This is a genomic window from Burkholderia sp. Ax-1724 (assembly GCF_011752995.1).
GTDB lineage: Bacteria > Pseudomonadota > Gammaproteobacteria > Burkholderiales > Burkholderiaceae > Paraburkholderia.
On sequence record NZ_VWWL01000011.1, the window covers coordinates 153,042 to 172,310 of the forward strand.

Sequence of the window (19,269 nt, forward strand, 5' to 3'; positions counted from 1 at the left end):
AAGAGGCACTCATGCAGTCTCACGATCTCGCGCGCAAGACCATCTGGTCCGCCATCTATCTGCTGTTCATTCTCGCCCCGCTGTTCGCGCTGCTGGCCGGCACGCTGCCGCCCGCGCGCGGCTTCGGCACCGAGTTCTCGGTGGCGCTCGGCTATTCGGGCCTCGCGATGATGGGTCTGCAATTCGGCCTCACCGCGCGCTTTCGTCACGTGACCGAGCCGTGGGGCGAGGACGTCATCTACCATTTCCATCGGCGCGTTTCGCTGCTCGCGGTCGGCCTCGTCGTCGTTCATCCGCTGATCCTGCTCGCGATCGGCTCCGACAAGCTCGCCATGCCCGCATCGCTCGGTGAAGTACCGTGGGGCGCGTGGTTCGCGGTGCTGTCGATCGGCGCGGTGATCGTGCTCGTGATTACCGCGCTGTGGCGCAAACAACTGAAAATCCCCTACGAACTCTGGCATCTGTCGCATATCGCGCTCGCGCTGATCGCGATCTTCGGCGGCGTGCTGCACATGATCGGCTGGGGCTTCTATCTCGCCGATCCGCTCAAGCGCGCGCTGTGGATCGGCATGACGCTGTTCTGGATCGCGCTGCTGCTCTACGTGCGGCTCTTCAAGCCGCTCTTCATGTTGCGTCGGCCTTATCGCATCACCGAAGTACGCAGCGAACGCGGCGACACCACGACGCTCGTCATGCAGCCCGACGGACATGCGGGCTTCCGCTTCAAGCCGGGGCAATTCGGCTGGCTTACCGTATGGGGCAGTCCGTTCAGAATCACCGGCCATCCTTTTTCGTTTTCGTCGAGCGCCGAAGCCGCGCAGGGCCGCGTCGAAATGACAATCCGCAATCTCGGCGACTTCACGAGCCAGGTCAAGACGATCGAGGCCGGCCAGCGCGTCTATCTCGACGGACCGTACGGCGCGTTCACGATCGGCCAGCCGACCGACATGCACGTGCTGATCGCGGGCGGCATCGGCATTACGCCGATGATGAGCATGATCCGCACGCTCGCCGATCGCGGCGACTCACGGCCGCTCGTGCTGCTGTACGGCGGCAGGAACCAGGATTCGCTGACCTTTCGCGAGGAACTCGATGCGCTGCAGGCGAGGCTCGATCTGCGCGTCGTCTACGTGCTGGCGGAACCGCCCGAGGGCTGGAGCGGCGAGACCGGGCACATCAATGCGGCCATGTTCCGGCGCCATCTGCCGCCGGGCTATGCCGATCACGAGTACTTCATCTGCGGACCGGACCCGATGATGGATGCGATCGAACGCGCGCTCGGCCAGATGGACGTGCCGCGCACGCGCTACCATTCCGAACGCTACAGCTTCGTTTAGGAGACTTGCGATGCGTCGACTCCTGGCCAATCACCTCGTCGTGGCGACGGGCATCGTCGTCGTGGCGCTGTCCTTGCTGTTCGCGTATCTGCGCGCCGGTTAAGCTCGGCAGCTGCGGGGGATACGCATGGGCCGCGCTGTAATACACTGTGCGGTCGAAATCCGGCGCGGCCGTGTGCCACCATATGCCACCATGTGTGGCTCAGGCGTCGGCTCATGCGCCCTCGCGCTCCTTCAGGCTCCAAGGTTGAATCGATATGCCCTATTTCTTCGGAATCGGTCTTCACGTCATCATTGCGATTTTTTTCGCCGTCCACGCGATACGCAATGGACAAGGCCTTTACTGGTTGTTCATTCTGTTCGCTTTCCCAATGCTCGGCAGCATCGTCTATTTGTTCGCGATCTATCTGCCGGGTCTGCGGCATTCGCGTGGCGCGCGCGTCGCAACCCAGGCCATTACGCAATTCGTCGACCCGAATCGCGCGCTGCGTGAAGCGCGCGCCGCTTTCGATCGCGCGCCGACCGTACAGCATCGCATGCGGCTCGGCGAGGCCTTGCTCGCGGCCGGCGAGGCGCGCGAGGCACTCGAACATTTCCAGGCGGCGGCAAACGGACCTTTCGCCAACGATCCGGTCTTGCTGCTCGGTCTCGCGCGCTCGCAGTTCGCGCTGCGCGACTACACCGCCGCCGACGCGACGCTGGCGAATCTGTTCTCGGGCAATCCGCAGGCGCGCAATCAGGGCGAGCCGGCGCTGCTGTATGCGCGCACGCTGGCCGCGCTCGGTGCGCCGGGCACGCGCGCCGCCTTCGAGCAGGCGCTCACCTGTGCGAGCGATGTCGCGCCGCGCTGCCTGTTCGCGGACTGGCTGGCCACGCAGGCCGACGCCGCCGATCGCCAGCGCGCCGAGAGTCTGTACGCGGAAATCGTTCAGGATGCGCGGCACTGGCCGCGTCACGCGCGGGAACATAACCGCGAGTGGTTGCAGCGCGCGCAGGCCGCGTTGGCAAGCGGCTCGACACGGCAATGAGCGACGCAAGGAGACAGTCGATGAAATGCGCGAGCCGGTCTTTTGCTGCCACTTTTGCTTCGAATGCCACGCTGACGGCGCTCGTCGCGGCCGCTTTGAGTTGGAGCAGTGCTTCGGCAATCGCCGCGGCAAGCACAGCAATAAACACAGCAACAAACACGACGACAAACGCGAAGCATTTTGCGTGGCCCGCGTCGTTCGTGGTGCTCGGCGATGGCTATCCGCATGCGGGCGATGTATGCCGGCGGCTCGGCGAATCGTCCGCGACCGCGAACTATCTCGACCATACGGCAATGCTCGTCGGCTGTCCGGGCCTGCGCAATAGCGCCGACGTGCATGCGATTCTCGACCATCGACGTGCGCGCGTGGTGGGAGAAACAGATGGCGTGACGCTGATTTCGATTGCCACCGAGGGCGGTCCCGCCGCCGACGATCGAAGCTGGCCCGCGCAGACGCCGGACAAGGACATGTATTTCAGCACGACCGGCACGCTGCCCTGCGAGCGCGGCGGCGGCAAGACGAAGACCATGTGCAAGTACGGTGTCGTTCGTCATGGCAATCACTCCGCGAGCGTCGTAATCTACTGGCCCGATGGCAATACGCGCGTGATCCTGTTCAACGCGCACGGACGAGTACTCGGCGCGGCCATGAAAGCAGGCGATCGACCGATGCCGGGCAATACGCTGACCCGGAATAACGCCGGCATCAACCTGATTTCGATCGGCGACGAGCGCTATGAAATAGAGGATGCGGTTCTTTCCGGGCGTTGAATCGCGCGCGCCTTAACTCAAAGCAGCCCCGCGAAATGCGCAAGCACGAACACGACCGCGCCGCCCGCAATCAGCACCAAGGCGTTGATGCGCGTTTTCATCACGAGCAGCGTGGCAATCGCGGCGGTAAGCCATGCAATCCAGCCGCCTTCGAGCTGCTCGACCAGCACATAGACGGCCGCGAGAATCAGGCCCGCCGCAACGGGCCGCAAACCGGCCTGCAAGGCGTTGAGCCAGCGCGCGCCCTCGTGGCGGTTCCACACGTGCACGACCGCGTACATCAGAAACGCGGTCGGCCCGAATAACGCGAGCGTCGCGACGACCGCGCCGCCGAGTCCACCGACCTGCCAGCCGATCAGCGTCGCGAGCAGCGATCCCGGGCCGGGCGCGAGCCGCGCAATCGCGAAGTCGCTGAGGAATTGCGCATGCGTCATCCAGTGATGCACGTCGACGACCTGTCGCTGAATCTCGGCGACGACACCCTGGCCGCCGCCGACGGTCACGATCGACAGCGGAGCAAAAACCGAAAACAGTGCGATGAGCGTTCTGGACACGTGATGAGTTCTTCTTAAGTTTGACTGCCCGAGCTGCGGCTAACGCCATGACGTTATACCTATCTCGCAAGCCCCTTATGAAGCGGGGGCCTGCGAGATAAGGGTGCCTGGTTGCCGCGGCCCTTCGGTGCCCGCGGCAACCGGCGGATTATTGCTCACTCAGAAGGTGTTTCAATTCTTCGAGAAACGAAGCAGTTGTATGGCCCCATAACATCGGGTCAAGATCCTGTCCGTAATCCTTTTCAAATGCAGAATCCAGATCATTCGGGTGCTCGCTTATGAACGAGTCTATCTCGCGGATCATTTCGAGGTGATTTTCCCGTTGGCAGTCCCTTCTGTAGCACGAAACAATCTCCGGAATCGTGTCTCCCCATAAATCAGAATCCTGATTAAAGTATGCGCCAAACAACTGATACAGGTTTGGGTAGCGATCCGACAGCATAACTTTTTCCTTCATCCGACGTAAGCTGTGAGAATGTAGTATGGCATTCCATTGCAGGTTTGATATTTCAGCACAACGACAACCTCATTCATCCGTGTCAGTTTTCCTGTCTGCCTCTCTATTCCATAGCCGACATCACCCGCAACGTGCTGCATCAGTGTGAGGGGACCACCACTACCTGAAGACTTCGCCCAATTCTGGACTTGTGTCGTGTGGACGCGCACTACTTCTGATATTGCCCATTATCCCGCCTTGCTCGCCATGGTCGGTTCGGGCAGCACGCAGAGCGCCCCAGCCCCGACCATTTCCAGCACGCCACCCACGATCTGAAGACCGCCCCAGATCCGATTGAAAGACATCTCCGACTGGCTGATCGACTGGCGAGCCAGTACCGCAGCCAATTGCGGCGCACTGAGCACCACGCGCACTCCGTCGGAATCCTGTTGATCCAACATTCCGAATTCCTCTGTCATTGTTTGGGCTGCCAAGCTAACAGGTGCCTACAGTGATATGGAATGGGCGATGGATGATTTTGGGGTTCCGCTGGACAACGAAATGTCAACATTTGTGTACGCTGGAATACCCATCGTGCCTCGCAAAAGCGACAGAAAACACGGCGTCAGGACCATTTGCTATGGCTTGCCGCCTGCGATGGACTTTGCCGCAGACATCAAGGCATACGCGCGAAGCGGATTGCAAACGTGGAGCACGAACAGCTTACAAACGCTGCACCATGTCATTGAAAGTCAACCGGCTATTTCGATGCCACGGCACAGCAGACACATTGTGTATAACGACACGGCCTACTACCACTCACGGCTCACGATCCATGACTCGCGCAGCGCGCACATATTCATAGCCGATGCTGATCGCGCCGCCGATCAGCACGGTCCACACGAGCGACACGCGAAACAGCGCGACAGCCGCGAACGTCGCGACCAGAACGAGATAGGGGAACACGCGGCGCGGCAGACGGTGCGCCGCCGTAATCGCCATCGACAGCGACAAGCCGATCGCGCCGGCTGCCGCACCCGCGAGCGCGACATGCGTGAGCGGAAACGAGGCGATGGCCGCGAAGAACACGCCGAGCAGAACGATCACCACGGCCGGCGGCAGGATGATGCCGCAGAACCCCGCAATCGCGCCGCGCCAGCCGAACAGGCGATAGCCGACCCAGATCGCCAGATTCTTCACGTTGACGCCCGGCAACGCCTGCGACAGCGCGAGGCCGTTGAGGAATTCGTCCTCGCTGATCAGGTGGCGGTCGTGCACGAACTCGCGCAGGAACCAGCCGCTCAGGCCGCCGCCAAAACTCGTCAGACCGATGCGCGCAAAAATCATGAACAGCCCGAGCACGGTCATATTGCCGGACGGCGGTTCGCCGGGTTGCGCCGCCAGCTCGCCGCGCGGTGCGGCCGGGTCGCGGCTGTCGTTCTCGTCGACTTCGTGCTCGTTGGTGCCTGCCACGCCTGTTTCTCCTTGTGTGATGCTGCGTATGTCTTCGTATGCCGTCATGTGCCTTCGTATAAGACAAGCCGCGCATGATATCCGCAACGGCGCGCGGCCTTTTGTCGTGTCGTGTTACCGGCAGACGGGCCAACCCGCCCGTGGATGCACCGTCATGGCGGATTCGCGCCACCGTTGCTCACGGCAGCGGATGCAGCCGCAGCAGCAGAGGAAACCGCCGCCGCAGAAGCCGCCCCCGCCTCCCCGCTTTGCGCCGCCGCGCGCGCACTCCCGCCACGCGGGTCATGCAACTGATCCGCCGACCACCCGCCCCCTAGATCGCCGAACAACGACGCTGCATGCAACAGCCGCGACTCCTGCACGTTCAACGCGGTCTGCTGCGTGCTCAGTTGCGTGGCCTGCGCGGTCGCGACCGTCGTGTAGTCGACGGTGCCGGCCTGGTACTCGTTGAAGGCGATCTCCGCGCCGCGGTTCGCGTCGCGCACGGCCGCTTCGAGCACGTCGGCCTGCTCCGCGAGAATGCGCAAGCCGGACAGATCGTCCTCGACGTTCTGGAACGCCGTCAACACCGTGCCGCGATAACTGGCCACGGCCGAATCGTAGGCCGCTTTCGCCGCATCGACGTCGGCGCTGCGCAGGCCGCCGTCGAACAGCGTTTCGCTCGCGCTGGCGCCGAGCGACCACACGTAGTTCGCCACCTTGAGCAGACCGGCCAGCGGCGACTGCGTGAAGCCGGCCGCGCCCGAGAGCGAAATCTCCGGGTAATACGCGGACACCGCGACGCCGATCGCCGCGTTCTGCGCGGCCATCTTGCGCTCGGCCGCGGCGATGTCGGGCCGGCGTTCGAGCAGCGTCGACGGCACGCCGACCGGCACCGACGGCAGCACCGGCATCCCGGGATCGTGAGCGATCGACAGTTCTTCCGGGTTCTTGCCGACCAGCACCGCAATCGCATGCGCGTACTGCGCGCGCGCAACGCCGAGCGCGATCAGATCGGACTTCGCGGTATTGAGCTGCGTGCGCGCGGTAATCACGTCGCTCGGCGCAATCGTGCCCGCGCGGTCCTGCTCGGTGACGACGTCGAGAAAGTGCTGATACGCGACGACGGTCTGCTGCAACAGGTCGATGTTCGCGTCGCTCGTGCGCAGTTCGATGATCGCGGTCGCGAGCGCCACCTGCTCGGAGAGCGTCGCATTCGCGAGCGTCGCTTCGGTGGCCTGGGCGTTCGCCGCGTTCTCCTCGACCGTGCGGCGCACCTGGCCCCACAGGTCCGGCGCCCAGCTGACGTTGCCTTCGAGCGAGCCCGCGTTGGCGATGCGCGTCGCCGTGCCGTTCAGCGTCGTGGCCGAGGCGCGCTCGCGCGTGGCCGAGCCGGTCGCGCCGAGCGTCGGGAACAGGCTCGCGTGCGCGGCGCGCACTTCGGCAAGCGCTTCCTGGTAGTTCGCGTAGTCCGCGCGCACGGTCTGGTTCGATACCGCGACAAGCGGTTCGAGTTCGTCGATCAGCGGATCGTTGAACGCGGTCCACCACGTACCCTTCGGCGCGCCCGCGTTGGGCTCGGCCTGGGTCCAGCCCGGCAGTTCGGCATAGGTAGCGGGCACGCGCACCTGCGGCCGGTGATAGTCGGGGCCGACCATGCAGCCGGCATTCAGCAGCGCGAGCAGCGTAACGGCGAGCGTCGCGGCGGACGGCCAACGCCATGAACCGGCGCGGCCGACATCGCCGCCACGGGCCGAAGCACGGCTCGCGCTACGCGCACGCTGCGCCGAATCCCGCGCACCCAAACGTGTGATGAAAATCTTCATGGTCATGCCTTCGTATCCGGTTGCCCCGGCTTCGCGTCGCGGTTCCAGCGCAGGCCGTCGGACCATCTGACGAGCCGCGCGCGCAGGCGGTCGAGGTACAGATAGATCACCGGCGTCGTGTACAGCGTAAACACCTGGCTCAGGAGCAAGCCGCCCATCACCGTGATACCGAGCGGCTGACGCAGCGAGCCGCCCTGGCCCATGCCGACCGCGAGCGGCACCGCGCCGAGCACGGCCGCGAACGTCGTCATCATGATCGGCCGCAGGCGGATCAGCGCGGCCGCGTGGATCGCGTCGCGCGCGGGCATGCGCTCCTGGCGCTGCAACTGGATCGCGACGTCGACCATCATGATGCCGTTCTTCTTGACGATGCCGATCAGCAGAATGATGCCGATCAGCGCGATCACCGAGAACGGCGTGTTGAAGATCAGCAAGGCGAGCGTCGCGCCGATGCCCGCCGACGGCAGCGTCGAGAGAATCGTCAGCGGATGGATCGAGCTTTCGTACAGCACGCCGAGCACGATATACACGACGCCGAGCGCCGCGATCACGAGCAGCGGCACCGTGCCGACCGACTGCGAATAGGCCGCCGCCGCGCCCGCGAACGCGCCGTGAATGCTCGCGGGCATGCCGATCTCGCGGCTCGTGCTCTCGATCGTCTGCCCCGCCTGGCTCAGCGAACCGCCGGGCGACAGGTTGAACGAGATCGTCGCGGCCACGAGGCCGCTCTGGTGATTCACCTGGGTCGCCGTGTGGCTGTTCGAATACGAGGCCATCGCCGAGAGCGGCACCATCGTTTCGGCGGCCGTGCTGTCCGCGCTGCCGGTCGAACTGCCGCCCTTGCTGTTGGCGATGCTGTTGTTCGTCGCGTTCGACTGCGCATTCGCATTGCGCGCGTTGGTGTTGGATGAGGCGCTGCCGCTCTGCGCGCTCGCCGCCGACACCGTGGCGCCCGGCATCTGCGTGGCGGCCGTGCCGGCCGGGTTGCCCGAGGCCGTGCTCAGATAGATATGGTCGAGCGCCTGCGGATACTGCCAGTACTCGGGCGCGACTTCCATCACGACGAAGTACTGGTTGAGCGGGTTGTAGATCGTCGACACGGTGCGCTGGCCGAACGCGTCGTACAGCACGTTGTCGACCTGGTTCGGCGCGAAGCCGTAGCGCGCCGCCGTCGCGCGATTGATCTTCACATAGGTTTGCAGGCCGTTCTGCTGCAGGTCCGAGTTCACGTCGAGCAGTTGTCCATGCGTCTTCGCGAGCGCGGTGACGAGCTTCGGCGTCCACTTGAAGAGCGCCGCGGAATCGTCGCTCGTCAGCGTGTACTGATACTCGGCCGCCGACTGCCGGCCGCCGATGCGCAGGTCCTGCTGCGCCTGCAGGAAGAGCCGCGCGCCCGACACTTCGTTGAGCTTGGGCCGCAGCCGGTTCACGACCTCGGTGGCCGTCGCGTGGCGCTCCGACAGCGGCTTCAGTTCGATGAACACGTTCGCGCTATTGAGCGCGCGGCCGCCCGTGAAGCCCGCGACCGACAGCACCGCCGGGTCTTTCTGCACGATCGCCTGCAACTGCGCGAGCTTCTTCTGCATGGCCGGGAACGAGATGCTCTGGTCGGCGATGATCTGGCCGATCAGGATGCCGGTGTCCTGCTCGGGAAAGAAGGTGGCCGGCACCAGTTTCAGCAGGAACACGTTGCCGATCAGCAGCGCGAACAGCAGCAGGATGACGAGCCGCGCATGATCGAGCACGGCCGTCAGCGAGCGAGCGTAGAGCGCCTTGAAGCGCTCGAATTGCCGTTCGATCCACCGCGCCCAGCGCGCTTTCGAATGGCCGGCGTTCTCGCGGCTCAGCACGTACGCGCACATCGCGGGCGTGACCGTCAGCGAGATCACGAGCGAGATGACGATCGCGATCGACAGCGTGATCGCAAACTCGTGGAACATCAGCCCGACGATGCCCGGAAACAGGATGATCGGCAGAAACACCGCGATCAGCGAGAGGCTCATCGAGATCACCGTGAAGCCGACCTCGCCCGCGCCCTTCAGCGCGGCCTCTTTCGGACTCAGCCCCAGCTCCATATGGCGCACGACGTTTTCGAGCACGACGACCGCGTCGTCGACGACGAAGCCGGTGCCGATCGTCAGCGCCATCAGCGAAAGATTGTCGATGCTATAGCCGAGCAGATACATCGGCCCGAAGCTGCCGATGATCGACAGTGGCAGCGCCACGGCCGGCACCAGCGTCGCGCGCGGCGACTGCAGGAAGATAAACACGACGCCGACCACCAGCAGCATCGCGATGAACAGGGTGCGCTCGGTATCGCCGACCGACGACGTGACCGACTCCGAGCGATCGATCGCGACGCCCACGTGCACGCTGCTCGGCAACGTCGCCTCGATCGACGGCAGCACGCTGCGGATCTGCCGCACGGTGCTCACGACGTTGCTGCCCGGCATCGGATAGACGATCACGAGAATCGCCGACTTGCCGTTGAAGAGCCCCGCATTGCGGATGTTTTCGTTCGAGTCGCGCACCTCGGCGACGTCGCGCAACTGCACCGGCGCGCCGTCGCGATAAGCGACCACGAGGTCGCGATACGGCGCCGCCTTCGTGATCTGATCGTTCGACGTGACGACATAGCGCTGAGCGCCGACGTCGAGATGGCCCTTGGCGCTGTCGGCATTGGCCGCGCTGATCGCCGCGCGCACGTCTTCCATGCCGATGCCGTAGCTGTTGAGCTTGCCCGGCTGCAACTCGACGCGCACGCTCGGCAACGCGCCGCCGCCGAGCGTGATCTGGCCGACGCCCTGTACCTGCGAGAGCTGCTGCTGGATCACCGAATCGGCGGAATCGTAAAGCTGCGCCTTGGTCAGCGTGTCCGAAGTCAGCGACAGCACCATGATCGGCGCGTCGGCCGGGTTGTACTGGCGATAGCTCGGATTGCTGCGCAAGGTGGTCGGCAGATCGGCGCGCGCGGCCTGGATCGCCGCTTCGACGTCGCGCGCCGCGCCGTTGATGTCGCGCTTCAGGCCGAACTCGACGACGATCAGCGACGAGCCGACGTAGTTGATCGAGGTCAGCTCCTCGACGTCGGCCATCGTCGCGAGCCGCCTCTCGAGCGGCTCGGCCACCGTCGCCGCCATGATGTCCGGGCTCGCGCCCGCCATGTTCGCCTGCACGACGATCACCGGAAACGCGATGTTCGGCAGCGGCGCGACCGGCAGGCGGAAATACGCGAGCGTGCCGGAGATCAGAATCGCGATGGCGAGCAGCGTGGTCGCCACCGGCCGCCGGATGAAGAGCGCCGGGATGTTCACGGCGCGCCCTCGGTGCCGCCCGCGGGCGGCGGCTCACCGGACTCGCTGCCGTCGTTGCCGCCGCGCGGGTTGCGCGCGGCGCGCCAGCGCTTCACGCGCGCCGCCATGCGGTCGAAGAACAGATAGATCACCGGCGTGGTGAACAGCGTCAGCATCTGGCTCAGCGTCAGGCCGCCGATGATCGCGAGACCGAGCGGCCGGCGCAGTTCCGACCCCGTGCCGGTGCCGAGCAGCATCGGCAGCGCGCCGAGCATCGCCGCGAGCGTGGTCATCAGGATCGGGCGGAAGCGCAGCAGCGACGCCTGGAAAATCGCCTCGCGCGGCGGCTTGCCGTGATTGCGTTCGGCGTCGAGCGCGAAGTCCACCATCATGATCGCGTTCTTCTTGACGATGCCGATCAGCAGCACGATGCCGATGATGCCGATCACGTCGAGATCGCTGCCCGCGAGCATCAGTGCGAGCAAGGCGCCGATGCCGGCCGAGGGCAGCGTCGAGAGAATCGTGACCGGATGGATGAAGCTCTCGTACAGCACGCCGAGCACGATATACACGGCGACGAGCGCCGCGATCAGCAGATAGACCTCGCTGGAAAGCGAATCCTCGAACGCGGCGGTTGCGCCTTGCAGCGACGAGGTGATCGACGGCGGCAGGTTCACGGCCTGCTCGGCCGCGTGAATCTCCTTGACCGCCGTGCTCAGCGAGGCGCCCTTCGCGAGATTGAACGAGATCGTCACCGAGGGGAACTGCGCGAGATGGCTGATGACGAGCGGCGATTTTTTGATCTCGATCTTCGCGATGCCCGACAACGGCACCTGCCCCGTGCTGCTGGTCTGACTCGGCAGATAGAGATTGCCGAGCGATTGCACGCTCGGCAGCGTCTCCGGCTTGGCGACGAGAATCACGCGGTACTGGTTCGACTGCTCGAAGATCGTCGACACGATGCGCTGGCCGAGCGCGTCGTACAGCGCGTTGTCGATCGTTGCGGGCGTGATGCCGAAGCGCGCGGCCAGTTGCCGGTTGACCTCGACGTTCACGCTGAGGCCGTCGCTATTGAGGTCGCTCTGCACGTCTTCGAGAGACGCAATGCGCTTCAGCCGCGCGACGAGGTCCGGCACGTACTGCTGGAACGCCTGCTGGCTCGGTCCGCGCAATACGAAGCTGTACTGGTTCGGCGAGACGGTCGTATCGAGCGTCAGGTCCTGCTCGGGCTGCATGTAGAGCTTCACGCCGGGCACCTGCGCGACTTCCTGCGCGAGCCGCCGCGCGACTTCCTGCGCGGTGTCGGAACGCTGGTCGCGATCGCGCAGATTGATCAGGAAGCGGCCGTTGTTGAGCGTCGCATTGATGCCGTCGATGCCGACGTACGAGGTCAGCGAAACCACGTCCGGGTCCTTCAGGATCTCCTCGGCGAGCGCGCTCTGGCGCTTGACCATCGCCGAGTACGAAACCGAGTTGTCGGCCACGCTGATGCCCTGGATCACGCCGACGTCCTGCACCGGGAACAGGCCCTTCGGAATCACCACGTACAGGAGGCCGGTCAGCACGACGGTGCCGATCGCGACCATCAGCGTCAGCGTCTGATGGTCGAGCACCCACGCGAGGCCGCGCTCGTAGGCGGCGAGCGTTTTGTCGAACAGGCCCTCGCTGATGCGCTCGAAGCGGCTCGGATGCCGCTCGGCCTGCGCGCGCAGCATGCGCGCGCACAGCATCGGCACGACCGTCAGCGAGACGATGGCCGAGATCACGATCGTGACCGCGAGCGTCACCGCAAATTCGCTGAACAGACGCCCGATCACGCCGCCCATGAACAGCAGCGGAATCAGCACCGCGATCAGCGAAACGGTCAGCGAGAGAATCGTGAAGCCGATCTGCCCCGCGCCTTCGAGCGCGGCTTCGAGCGGCGTCATGCCCTCTTCCAGATAGCGCACGATGTTCTCGATCATCACGATCGAGTCGTCGACCACGAAGCCGGTCGCGATGATGAGCGCCATCAGCGAGAGGTTGTCGATCGAGTAGTTCAGCTGGTACATCACGGCCAGCGTGCCGATCAGCGAGACCGGCACCGAGACGCTCGGAATCAGCGTGGCGGGCACGTTGCGCAGGAACACGAAGATCACCGCGACCACCAGCACGATCGCGAGAATCAGCTCGAACGCGGCGTCCGCGACCGAGGCGCGAATCACGCCGGTGCTGTCCGACACCACGGTCACTTTCATGCCGGCCGGCAGCGTCGATTCGAGTTGCGGCAACTCCTTCATGATCTGGTTGACGGTCGCGATCACGTTCGCGCCCGGTTGCCGCTGCACGTTCAGCACGATCGCGGGCGAGCCGTTGTACCACGCGCCGCGCTCGACGTCCTGCGGCGCCTGGCTCACGCGCGCGACGTCGCGCAGGAACACCGGCGAGCCGTTCTGATACGCGATCACCGTGTCGAGATAGTCCTTCGGATCGGTGATCTGGTCATTGCCGTTGATCGTGTAGTCGAGGTCCGGGCCGTCGAAATTGCCCTTCGGCTGGCTCACGTTGACGTAGCTGAGCAGCGTGCGCAGATCGTCGATATTGAGGCCGTAGGCGGCGAGCTTGTGCGGGTCCGCCTCGACGCGGATCGCCGGCACGTTGCCGCCGCTCGTCGTCACGACGCCGACACCCGAGACTTCCGAAATCTTCGTGCCGAGGCGGTTGTTGGCGACGTCCTGCAACTGCGTCAGCGACATCGACTTCGAGGTGACCGCGAGCGTGAGGATCGGCTGGTCGGCCGGATTGACCTTCGCGTAAGTCGGCGGTGCGGGCAGGCCCGAGGGCAGATAGCTGTTCGACGCGTTGATCGCCTGCTGCACGTTCTGCTCGGCGATGTCGAGGTTCAGCGAGAGATCGAACTGCAGCGTGATGACCGAGGCGCCGTCCGAGCTATACGAGGTCATCTGCTGCAAGCCGGGAATTTCGCCGAGCTGCACTTCGAGCGGCGCGGTGACGGTGGTCGCCATCACGCTCGGGCTCGCGCCCGGATAGAAGGTCTGCACCTGGATCGTCGGATAGTCGACGTTCGGCAGCGACGAGACCGGCAGCACGCGCATCGCGACGAGCCCGACGAGCACGAGCGCGATCATCAGCAGCAGCGTCGCGACCGGTCGGAGAATGAAGAGGCGCGAGATGTTCATCGGCGCGGCGGTCCGTTACGACGAAGCGGCGGATGACGACGCCGGCGCAGCGGGCTTCGCGGCAGGCGGAAAAACGCGCTGCAGGAGGCGCTTGAAGCCGCTCTCCGAAGCGGCCTCGGGCTTCGCCGCCGCACCGCCCATGCCACCCTCGCCAGCCGCGCCGCTCGCGCCGTTCACGCCCGCCGCCGCGGGCTTCGCATGGGCCGGCTCGATCTTCGCGCCGTCGCTGAGCCGGTCGGTGCCGTCCGTCACGACCTGGTTGCCCGCCGCGAGGCCGGAGAGGATCACCGTATTCCTGCCGTCGCTCGGGCCGAGCTTCACCTTGTGCACCGACACCGTGCCGTTCGCATTGACCAGATACACGTAGTCGCCCGGCGCGCCGGTCTGCACCGCGGCGGTCGGCACGAGCACGGCGTTGCTCATCGTATCGACGAGCAGCTTCACGTTGACGAACTCGTTCGGGAACAGCGCCTCGTCGTCGTTGGCGAAGGTGGCCCGCAAGGTCACGGTGCCGGTCGCGGTCGCCATCTGGTTGCTGATCGCGTAGAGCGTGCCGGTGGCGATCTCGCGCGCGTTGTCGCTCGAATACGCGGTGACCGGCAATTTCGCGCCGCTGTTCATGCGCTGCACGATCGAGGCAAGCGCGTCCTGCGGCACCGTGAACTGCACCGTGGTCGGCTTGACCGCCGTGATGACGACGATCCCCGTCGACGACGACGCGGTCACGTAGTTGCCCGGATCGACGAGGCGCAGGCCGACCTTGCCGGCGATCGGCGCGGTGATGCGGCAATAGGCGAGATCGAGATCGAATTGCGCGATGTTGGCGAGATCGGCCTGCACGGCCGCCTCGTCCTGCTGCACGAGGAACTGCTGATCGGCGAAGGTCTGCTGCGCGATCGACTTGCGCTCGTTCAACTGCGTGTAGCGCGCGAGATCGGCGCGCGCCTGGGCGAGCGAGGCGCGGTCCTTGGCGAGCGTCGCCTGCGCCTGCTGCTTGCTGATCTGGTACTGGCGCGGATCGATCTGCGCGAGGAACTGGCCCTTCTGCACTTCCTGGCCTTCGTGATAGCCGACCTCGGTCAGGTAGCCGCTCAGTTGCGGCAGCACGGTCACGGTGGCGGTGGGCGTCACCGTGCCGAGCTCGCTCAGCGTGACCGGCATCGAGCCGAGCGTCGCGCTCGCGACCGTAACGACGATGGCCGTGTTCTCGCGCGCGGGCTTCTTGCGCGTCAGCACATGCATCGCAACCAGCGCGATCAGCACGAGCACGATCGCCACGAAGATGACGAGCCCGCGTCGGGAGCGCTTCGGCGGCGGGGACACGGCTTCGCTCATGTTGATCTCCGTGGACGGATAGTAGCGTCGATGATCGGTGGAAACGTCGTCCTCTGATGGGACTGCGCAAAAGTGCCATGGTTTGCGCGCGTTGTCATCAGTCGAAGTCCTCTGGACGTGCTGTTATCTGAACGTAAGGAAGCGGGGCCGTGCTTGGGACCGCGTATCGGGCCGCGTATCGAGGCGCCAACGGCACGCAAGCGCGATGCCCGCATGGCGCCAATGTAGCCGGGCTGCCGAACGCTTGAGTTACAGCGGTGCAACAGTTGACGCGGTGAAAGGCAACGCGGCCCCGCGCGGCGCCCGGACAGGCGGGCTCGGGGCCGCGTGGAAGGGGATCGATCGGCCGTGGCCGGCCGCGCGCGGCTGCAATATGCGGTAACGAAAAACGGCCGGGCCGCCCCGGCAGGACCCGCTCCGCTGTCTAAAGCGCGTCACAATCGACCGCTATCATGCGAGCCCGGCTTCTTTCCCGCCTCTTTCCGCGACATAACCCTCCAGGCCGCGCGCCTGTCACCCCGATGTCCATCACCGTCAATTTTCCCGCCGAAGTGCGCGACTGGATCGCCGCCAATCTCACGCGCGGCGTCGCGCCGCAAGCGATCGTCAACGAGCTGGTCAGCCGCAACAACGCGGCCGAACTCGCGGCGGCGATGGTCAACGCCGTGTCCGCCGCGTTCCTCTACGGCACGCCGATGCCGGGCGACAAGCTCGAAGTGGGCGCCGCGCCGCTCAGCTACGAAGCCGAACCGCTGCGCGTGCGCGACGGCGCGCAGCTTCAGCTCGGCGAGCGCAAGGTGCGCGTGCTGTCGCGCCTGCAACGGCCCGCCGCCGTGCATCTCGCCAACTTTCTGAGCGCCGACGAATGCGAGCAGCTGATTGCGCTCGCGCGGCCGCGCCTCGACCGCTCGACCGTCGTCGATCCGGTGACGGGCCGCAACGTCGTGGCCGGTCATCGCAGCAGCTACGGGATGTTTTTCCGCCTCGCCGAGACGCCGCTGATCGCGCGCCTCGAAGCGCGCATCGCCGAACTCACGGGCCTGCCGGCCGAGAACGGCGAGGGGCTGCAAATGCTGAACTACGAGGAAGGCGCCGAATCGACGCCGCACGTCGACTATCTGATCGCGGGCAACGAGGCGAATCGCGAGTCGATCGCGCGCAGCGGCCAGCGCGTCGGCACGCTGCTGATGTATCTGAACGACGTGGAAGACGGCGGCGAAACGGTGTTCCCGCAACTCGGCTGGTCGGTGACGCCGCAGCGCGGTCACGCGCTCTACTTCGAATACGGCAACCGCTTCGGCCTTGCCGATCCGAGTTCGCTGCATGCGAGCACGCCGCTGCGCTCGGGCGAGAAGTGGGTCGCGACGAAATGGCTGCGCGCGCGCCGCTTCGTGCCGCGCCAGCAGGCCTGAGCGCCGGGCGGACCTGAGCGTTTCAGGTTCGAGGCACCCCAGGTGCCGGGCAGCGCGCCCGGCCCGCACGTTGCGCCGCCTGCGCGTTCCGCTTCAGCGCTGGAAAATCTCGTCGGCGACCCAGCCCTTCGAGGTCAGGTGCATGCCCTCGCGCAACTGCATCGTGCCCGCGCCTTCGATCACACGCTTGACCATCGGAAACACGCGCTGCGCGTCGGCGTCCTTCGCCCACGGCGCCGGCTCGACCTTGTACGTGTAGACCACCGACGTGACGGTCTTGCCGTCGAGCTGCATCGGCCGCTCCCAGCCCACGACCTTGTCGAGCGTCAGCGTGGCCGCGCAGAAGTCGGCCGGATGCGTGACGCGCGACGTGCCGGTCGCGACCACTTCCGGAATGTGCAGGTAGTACTTCTTGCCTTCGTCGGTCAGTTCGTACTGGCGCGCGGCCGCGGTGATCTTCTTGCCGCCGGCGTCGACGCGCTCGACCATCATGTCCTTACCCGTCACGAGGCCGAGCTTTTCGAGCACCGGCATCTGCACGGCGTCGCGCGTGCCCGCGGTGCGATCGTCGGTGGTGGTGTAGATCGGCCAGTCGTATTTGGCGAGGCACAGGTGACCGCGTTGGCCGAGGAAATCGTTGATGGCGGCCGTGAAGTTTTCCTGATTGGCGTCCTGGCTCTTGTCATGGCAGCCGGCGACGAAGGTCAGGGCAAACAGGGAAAGCGCGCCGCCGGCAAGGCGGACGGCGGTGGTACGTCGCGTCATGGTGTTGTTGCTCAGGTTGGATGGCTTATTGAACGGCTAGGTGCGGCAGGCGGCAGGCGATGCGCGCGCGGCAGCGGTGCCGGCGGTCCGAGGCACGACGGCCCGAACGCCGGCGCGCGGCCGCTCCACGAGAAGCCGGCCGCGCGCGGATCGTCATCGATGCGTCGTCAGTTCACGCATGCGCCGCTCGTGGGGGGCGTGGCGGGCGGCTGATAGCCGTCCGTCAGCGTGTTCAGGAAGCAGACCAGATCGGCGATGTTCTGCTGCGTCAGCTGCGGCGTCGAGTGGACCGGGCGGGCCAGCGCGCCGTCCGCCGCAGTCGTGCCGCCCGCGTCGGTTTGCCCCTGGCCCATCGGCAGTTCTTCGTCGATGTTGCCCTGGTAGGCGACCGGCAGATCGTTGAACGGCGTCGCCGTCGCCCCCGATGCGGCGCTCGGGAACAGCGCGAACGACGGGTTCTGCACCATGTGGGTCGTATCGCCGCCGGTGCTCGGATACCAGTATTCCGGGTTCGTGTCGCGCGTGTTGTAGAAGTTCAGCACCTGCACGAGCGAATGGAACACGCCGTTGTGGAAGAACGCGGTGCGCGTCGAGACGTTGCGCAGCGTCGGCACCTTGAAGCGGCCGCAATACGGATCGGGCACGTTGACGCCCGTGAACGAATCCGGTCCCGCGCCGCTCGTCGCGGTGCCGGGCGTGTGGAGGTTGTTCAGCGGACCGCACAGACCCAGGTCGTAGTACGAGGTCGTTGCGTTGCTCGGGATCGGGTCGGGGTTGTCGGGAATCTGCGTGTCGTTGCGCGGCACGCCGATCGCCTGATACGTGAAGTCCGTCATCAGACCGACCGAGCCGTTGAAGTTCGCGCCCGCGTAGTGGCAGGCCACGCAGCCGGCGCCCTTGTCGGTGTCGTTGAAGAGTTCGAGGCCGCGCAGCTCGGCCGCCGTCAACGTGCCGCCCACCTTGTTCGATTCGAACAGATCGAACTTGCTCGAATACGGCGCGAAGCTCGGGTCTTCCGTCTCGTAGGCCTGGATCGCGAGGCCGACGTCGGCGAACGCGGCGTCGGTGTTGGCGAACACGCCCGAGCCGAAGGCCTGCTGGAACAGCGGCGCATACGAGGCGCCCTGCACGACCTTGACCACGTTCGCGGCCGACGTGTTGTTCATTTCGAGCGGATTGAGCAGCGGCAGCGAGACCTGGGTCGCCAGCGTCGTCGCGCGGCCGTCCCACATGAAGCCGCCGCCCGGCGCGTTCTGCGTGATGCCGTCGGGATTGTCGGCGACGTCGTTGTAGGGCGGCGTCATCGACTTGTAGCGCAGCGAGGGCACCGCGCGCTGACCGGCCAGCGAAGGATCGGAGCCGAGCTGCACCGACAGGCTGTTCGGCGGTCCGTACGCGTACTGCGGACTATGGCAGGTCGCGCAGGACATGTTCTTGCCGCCCGACAGATTCTGATCGAAGAACAGTTGCTTGCCGACTTGGGCCGCCGCGCTCAGCGTGACGGCGGCGGGCGGCGCAACGCTACCCGTTTCGCCGCCGCCCGGCGCCGAGGTCTGGCTCGATCCGTTGCCGCCGTTGCTGCCGCTATCGCTGCCCCCGCCGCCGCAGGCGGCCAATACGAGGGAAAGCGCGCAAAGCACGCCGAGAGAAACTTTTCGCATATCGATGTGTTGAGCCTGATCGTGTTACCTGAGTCCGATTGCCGGGCGGTCCTGGCTTGGTCCGTGGAAGGACCTGGCTGAGTGCGCGTACGACTTAAGGCCGCGTGGAAATGGGACGAACGGAATGGAAAACTGCCGGACCACATGATCCGTGGTCCGGCAGGCAGCGTTGCGGCGCCGGGTTGCACACGCAGGGCGCGCGCTGCGCCCTGCGTGTGTCG

The 19,269-nt window shown here is 65.6% G+C and carries 15 protein-coding genes; 4 read left to right on the plus strand and 11 right to left on the minus strand.

Translation table 11 applies throughout. The features are described 5' to 3' along the window. The first annotated feature begins 11 nt into the window (after nt 1–11). From F3J19_RS15410 to F3J19_RS15420, 3 genes are all read left to right on the plus strand, one after another. Nucleotides 12–1,337 carry a ferric reductase-like transmembrane domain-containing protein gene (locus F3J19_RS15410; RefSeq protein ID WP_167042762.1) on the plus strand — a complete coding sequence of 442 codons (1,326 nt, stop codon included), beginning with the start codon at nt 12–14 and terminating at the stop codon, nt 1,335–1,337. 257 nt (nt 1,338–1,594) lie between these two features. Further along, nucleotides 1,595–2,365, plus strand: coding sequence for a hypothetical protein (locus F3J19_RS15415; RefSeq protein ID WP_167042764.1), 771 nt, complete (start codon nt 1,595–1,597; stop codon nt 2,363–2,365). A 200-nt stretch (nt 2,366–2,565) separates the two neighbouring features. Further along, nucleotides 2,566–3,135, plus strand: a complete 570-nt coding sequence (locus tag F3J19_RS15420; protein WP_240158968.1) for a hypothetical protein — start codon at nt 2,566–2,568, stop codon at nt 3,133–3,135. 17 nt (nt 3,136–3,152) lie between these two features. Here the strand turns inward: F3J19_RS15420 and F3J19_RS15425 are convergent, their stop codons facing one another. The 9 genes from F3J19_RS15425 to F3J19_RS15460 all read right to left on the minus strand — a co-directional run bounded on the left by F3J19_RS15425 (nt 3,153) and on the right by F3J19_RS15460 (nt 15,210). After that, nucleotides 3,153–3,689, minus strand: coding sequence for a chromate transporter (locus F3J19_RS15425; protein ID WP_167042769.1), 537 nt, complete (start codon nt 3,687–3,689; stop codon nt 3,153–3,155). Between the two features lie 148 nt (nt 3,690–3,837). Next, nucleotides 3,838–4,131, minus strand: a complete 294-nt coding sequence (locus tag F3J19_RS15430; RefSeq protein WP_167042771.1) for a contact-dependent growth inhibition system immunity protein — start codon at nt 4,129–4,131, stop codon at nt 3,838–3,840. 11 nt (nt 4,132–4,142) lie between these two features. Beyond that, a complete protein-coding gene (locus tag F3J19_RS33085; protein WP_345889848.1) occupies nt 4,143–4,367 on the minus strand; it encodes an RNase A-like domain-containing protein in 225 nt (74 codons plus the stop codon). Nucleotides 4,368–4,373: 6 nt separating this feature from the next. Further along, on the minus strand, nt 4,374–4,586 hold the full coding sequence (locus F3J19_RS33090; protein ID WP_345891036.1) for a hypothetical protein: 213 nt from the start codon (nt 4,584–4,586) through the stop codon (nt 4,374–4,376). A 358-nt stretch (nt 4,587–4,944) separates the two neighbouring features. Further along, nucleotides 4,945–5,493, minus strand: coding sequence for a chromate transporter (locus F3J19_RS15440; protein ID WP_167042873.1), 549 nt, complete (start codon nt 5,491–5,493; stop codon nt 4,945–4,947). Between the two features lie 257 nt (nt 5,494–5,750). Then, nucleotides 5,751–7,409 carry an efflux transporter outer membrane subunit gene (locus F3J19_RS15445; RefSeq protein ID WP_275692066.1) on the minus strand — a complete coding sequence of 553 codons (1,659 nt, stop codon included), beginning with the start codon at nt 7,407–7,409 and terminating at the stop codon, nt 5,751–5,753. Next, nucleotides 7,406–10,717: an efflux RND transporter permease subunit gene (locus F3J19_RS15450; protein ID WP_167042773.1), complete on the minus strand. Its 3,312-nt coding sequence runs from the start codon at nt 10,715–10,717 to the stop codon at nt 7,406–7,408. Before F3J19_RS15450 ends, F3J19_RS15445 begins: the two co-directional genes overlap by 4 nt. Further along, nucleotides 10,714–13,875, minus strand: coding sequence for an efflux RND transporter permease subunit (locus tag F3J19_RS15455; RefSeq protein ID WP_167042775.1), 3,162 nt, complete (start codon nt 13,873–13,875; stop codon nt 10,714–10,716). The genes F3J19_RS15450 and F3J19_RS15455 overlap by 4 nt, the downstream gene beginning before the upstream one ends. 15 nt (nt 13,876–13,890) lie before the next feature. After that, on the minus strand, nt 13,891–15,210 hold the full coding sequence (locus F3J19_RS15460) for an efflux RND transporter periplasmic adaptor subunit (RefSeq protein ID WP_167042777.1): 1,320 nt from the start codon (nt 15,208–15,210) through the stop codon (nt 13,891–13,893). Nucleotides 15,211–15,731: 521 nt separating this feature from the next. Here F3J19_RS15460 and F3J19_RS15465 point away from each other — a divergent pair. Continuing rightward, nucleotides 15,732–16,622, plus strand: coding sequence for a 2OG-Fe(II) oxygenase (locus F3J19_RS15465; protein WP_167042779.1), 891 nt, complete (start codon nt 15,732–15,734; stop codon nt 16,620–16,622). A 93-nt stretch (nt 16,623–16,715) separates the two neighbouring features. Here F3J19_RS15465 and F3J19_RS15470 read toward each other — a convergent pair whose 3' ends face one another. Then, complete coding sequence (locus F3J19_RS15470) at nt 16,716–17,387, minus strand: hypothetical protein (protein WP_167042781.1); 672 nt, start codon at nt 17,385–17,387, stop codon at nt 16,716–16,718. Between the two features lie 167 nt (nt 17,388–17,554). After that, a complete protein-coding gene (locus F3J19_RS15475) occupies nt 17,555–19,048 on the minus strand; it encodes a cytochrome c peroxidase (RefSeq protein ID WP_167042783.1) in 1,494 nt (497 codons plus the stop codon). Nucleotides 19,049–19,269: the final 221 nt, after the last annotated feature.

What these genes read in the sequence shown, in the direction of transcription:
- F3J19_RS15415 (WP_167042764.1), top strand. Translation starts at nt 1,595, where the DNA reads ATGCCCTATTTCTTCGGAATCGGTCTTCACGTCATCATTGCGATTTTT.
- F3J19_RS33090 (WP_345891036.1), bottom strand. Translation starts at nt 4,586, where the DNA reads ATGTTGGATCAACAGGATTCCGACGGAGTGCGCGTGGTGCTCAGTGCG.
- F3J19_RS15470 (WP_167042781.1), bottom strand. Translation starts at nt 17,387, where the DNA reads ATGACGCGACGTACCACCGCCGTCCGCCTTGCCGGCGGCGCGCTTTCC.
- F3J19_RS15410 (WP_167042762.1), top strand. Translation starts at nt 12, where the DNA reads ATGCAGTCTCACGATCTCGCGCGCAAGACCATCTGGTCCGCCATCTAT.
- F3J19_RS15455 (WP_167042775.1), bottom strand. Translation starts at nt 13,875, where the DNA reads ATGAACATCTCGCGCCTCTTCATTCTCCGACCGGTCGCGACGCTGCTG.
- F3J19_RS15460 (WP_167042777.1), bottom strand. Translation starts at nt 15,210, where the DNA reads ATGAGCGAAGCCGTGTCCCCGCCGCCGAAGCGCTCCCGACGCGGGCTC.
- F3J19_RS15430 (WP_167042771.1), bottom strand. Translation starts at nt 4,131, where the DNA reads ATGCTGTCGGATCGCTACCCAAACCTGTATCAGTTGTTTGGCGCATAC.
- F3J19_RS15445 (WP_275692066.1), bottom strand. Translation starts at nt 7,409, where the DNA reads ATGACCATGAAGATTTTCATCACACGTTTGGGTGCGCGGGATTCGGCG.
- F3J19_RS15475 (WP_167042783.1), bottom strand. Translation starts at nt 19,048, where the DNA reads ATGCGAAAAGTTTCTCTCGGCGTGCTTTGCGCGCTTTCCCTCGTATTG.
- F3J19_RS15440 (WP_167042873.1), bottom strand. Translation starts at nt 5,493, where the DNA reads ATGACCGTGCTCGGGCTGTTCATGATTTTTGCGCGCATCGGTCTGACG.
- F3J19_RS15465 (WP_167042779.1), top strand. Translation starts at nt 15,732, where the DNA reads ATGTCCATCACCGTCAATTTTCCCGCCGAAGTGCGCGACTGGATCGCC.